Source organism: Nitratireductor sp. XY-223, from assembly GCF_004959855.1.
GTDB lineage: Bacteria > Pseudomonadota > Alphaproteobacteria > Rhizobiales > Rhizobiaceae > Hoeflea_A.
In genome coordinates, this window is the sequence record NZ_SPNT01000048.1 from 1 (window position 1) to 2,995 (window position 2,995).

At 60.3% G+C, this 2,995-nt stretch carries 3 protein-coding genes; 1 reads left to right on the forward strand and 2 read right to left on the reverse strand.

From position 1 onward, the window contains the following. Positions 1-322: 322 nt before the first annotated feature. On the forward strand, positions 323-559 hold the full coding sequence (locus E4M07_RS28910) for a hypothetical protein (protein WP_136661883.1): 237 nt from the start codon (positions 323-325) through the stop codon (positions 557-559). Here the strand turns inward: E4M07_RS28910 and E4M07_RS28915 are convergent. Both E4M07_RS28915 and E4M07_RS29440 read right to left on the reverse strand, forming a co-directional pair. Continuing rightward, positions 556-2,724 (reverse strand): autotransporter domain-containing protein, encoded by a 2,169-nt coding sequence (locus tag E4M07_RS28915; RefSeq protein ID WP_169054471.1) that lies wholly within the window; start codon positions 2,722-2,724, stop codon positions 556-558. The two genes, E4M07_RS28910 and E4M07_RS28915, sit on opposite strands and share 4 nt — an antisense overlap. Further along, on the reverse strand, positions 2,721-2,995 hold a 275-nt coding region (locus E4M07_RS29440), incomplete at its 5' end, for a hypothetical protein (protein WP_206057435.1). The genes E4M07_RS29440 and E4M07_RS28915, both read right to left, overlap by 4 nt.

Genomic DNA, 2,995 nt, shown 5'->3' on the forward strand with positions numbered 1-2,995 from the left:
GGATCAGGGCGCCAACCGCGCTTCGCAATAGGATTTGGATCGAAATATGATTTGCAGTCAGAATTCCGGATGGGCCCAGAAACCGCGCTGTCTCGGGATGCCTGGTGTCAGCTGGCACCTGCAGGTACCCGGCGCATCTCGCGTTAATTATTTGAAAATGCGCGTTTTTTCGCTTTCTTCCGCCCGATACCGCCTGGCGCACCTGTTCCGGAACCCGGCATGCAACCATACCGGGTATTGAGCGGTTCGAATTCAGTATTCAGGGTGGCGAATATACGGCGTCGACAAAAATGACGACGCCGATTTGCTGTACCACGATGTCATGGATGTCGAGACCGCCGGTGGTATGGACGACGCGTCGCACATGGCGGCGGTCGGCCTCATCGTCTCCTGCAGCAATCCGCCCGCGGTTACCGGCGCGGCGATTGCCGAGAACGCCGTGTCACCGGGCCGGGCGTGGAGGCAAGCCTTTCGCAAAAATGCGGTCTTCGGCGTCTTGTCTCGAAAGTGCGGCAGGCGAAGGCCTGCCGGCATCGGCAAACAGGAACCGTACCCCTAGAACGTGACGGCTGCCGTGGCGGAGGCGCGGATTTCGGTAAAGGCATCGGTGCCGTAGCGGCCTTCCAGCGAGGTGTTGATCGACCAGTTGCCGCTGTTCGGCCTGTGGTTGATGCCGATGCCGGCAAAGCCGATGGCGGCGGCATCGGCGAAGCTCGCCGAAAAGGCATCGAAGGCCCCTGCCGCAACGCTGGCCTCCACGTCGTCGCCGAAATTGAAGACCCCGTCGATGCCCGCCCAGGTCTCGACCGAGACGAGGCCGTTCCACATCTGCTGCTGCCCGGCAAGATAGGTGGCCTTTGCCCGCACCGCCGCCACATGGGCCGCCCGGCCTGCCACCGTCAGGTTGGTGGACGAGCCGCTTTCCGTGTACCCGTCGAGAAAGAGGCCGGCATAGTGCCCGCCGACGCTGATCTCGGTGCGCTCGCCGATGGAGCGCCCGACCGTCACCGACGGCGAGATGAAATATCCGCCATAGTCGGCCGAGGCCGTCTCGAGCCCGCCCGTAACCGTGTTGTTGGCGACGATCCGGTCGGAGGAGAATTCGCTATAGCCGGCAAGCAGCGCGCCGCTGATCCAGTAGGGCCCGGAGCGGGTTCCGCCATAGAGCCCGCCATAGAAGGAGGCGGCCTCGATCTTTTGCGTATCGTAATCGGTCTCAAGGCGCGCATAGGACCCGCCGAGGAAGGCGCCGTAGATCCGGTCTTTGAGGGCAAGGCCGCCGCCGGAGACGATGCCGCCATAGGCCTGGTCGCCGCCGGTGGTGTTGCCGGTGCCGTTCTGCTGCTGGTAGCCGCCGAAGCCGCTCACCCAGCCGCGCGGGCCGGCGGTGTCGAAGCCGGGATCGCCGGTGCCGTAGGCAAAGGTGCCGGTGCCGGAAAAGCCGCCGCCGAACGAATTGCCGCGGCCGGCGCCGTCGCGCACCGCCTCGTGCACCGCATCGGCCGTCGTCTGGATGAAGGCCTGCGACAGCGCGAAGCCGGATGGATCGACGGTGTAGATGACACCGTTCGTATGCACATGGGGAATATCGAAGTTCGGCGTTTCGATGGTTCCGGCATATGAGAAATAGAGATTCAGCCCCTCACCGATGTTGAGCGTCAGGCCGGGGCCGTCGAAAAGCACTCCCCCGTCGATCACCGAGCCGGCCAGAAGGTTCACAGTGGCGTCATCGCTTATGCCGTTTATGTGGATCGCATAGTCACCCCCGGCAATCGTGCCGTTATTGGTGATCACGGCGTTAAGGCTGCTTCTGACCCTGATGCCGTAGTCGTCCCCGTCGATGGTGCCGTTGTTGATGACCTGGGTACCGTTGCTGGCAATCCAGACATTGATGCCGTTATCACCGGCTTCGATCAATCCGTTGTTGATGACCTTGGTGTCCAAGTTATTGTCGGTGATATCGACGCCGTGTTTGACCGCCTCTATCGTGTTGTTGTTGATGATCGTTCCTTTGTTGTTTTCGTCGAAATCGACGCCGTCGCCACTCGCTTTGATCGATCCGTTGTTGATGGCCGTGAAATTCTCGCTATCGTCGATATCAAAGCCATGTTCGTCCGATTCGATCGTGTCGTTGTTGATGACCACGGCATAGTCACTGCGGTCGAGATCGATGCCGTCATCGGCCGCTTTGATCGTTCCGTTGTTGATGGCCCTGATATAGAGGCTGTCGTCAAAAGCGATGCCGTCATCGGCCCCGGAAATGATCGTGCCGTCGTTGGTGACCGTGGCGTAGTCGCTCCAATCGACATAGATGCCGTCCTCATTCAGCCCATTGATTGTGCCACGATTGATAATCTCTTGATTGTTGAGGGGCGTTGTCTGGTCGCCATAAGAGTGAATGCCGTATTTGTTCCCGGTGATCGTTCCGTCGTTGATCATGGTCTGATTGTCCGCCGTCGCTTCAACACCATTCGCATCCGCCGTGGCACTCGTATCGATGATGCCGCCGTCCTCCACCGTCAGCGTATCGCCGTCCTCGTCGATGGTCTGCGTCGTGGTCTCGGTCGTGTTGGAGTCAATCGTGACGTCGGCCGCGCCGGCAATTGCCGCCTGGGCCAGGAAAAGCGCCGTTGTGCAGTAAAGCGTCGTCGCGCCAGCCGAAGCAGCAGATGCGGAAAGGCCCTTCAAAGGGGATGGCACATCGCCAAAGGCAGGTATCTTCATAACAATTCCTGAAAAAATGTGTTTGCCTCGGGCAATCGCGGTACCGGCGCAGCCAATATTGGCTGCCGCGTGATGATTAAACTGACCGTCAGGTTGGGAGTTGGCGCCCTCCAACCTTTTGGAAACTTGAAGATTTCCTCCGCTGCCTGTCCTGAGCACTGCGGCCTTGCCGGTTGAGTTCGGGAAGCGGCGTCTGATAAGGTTAGCGCCTGCGTCGGGCCGCTTCGGGCCGATCGCCATTTCGGCATTTGGGCCGAAATATGACTTGAAG

What these genes read in the sequence shown, in the direction of transcription:
- E4M07_RS28915 (WP_169054471.1), bottom strand. Translation starts at nt 2,724, where the DNA reads ATGAAGATACCTGCCTTTGGCGATGTGCCATCCCCTTTGAAGGGCCTT.
- E4M07_RS28910 (WP_136661883.1), top strand. Translation starts at nt 323, where the DNA reads ATGGATGTCGAGACCGCCGGTGGTATGGACGACGCGTCGCACATGGCG.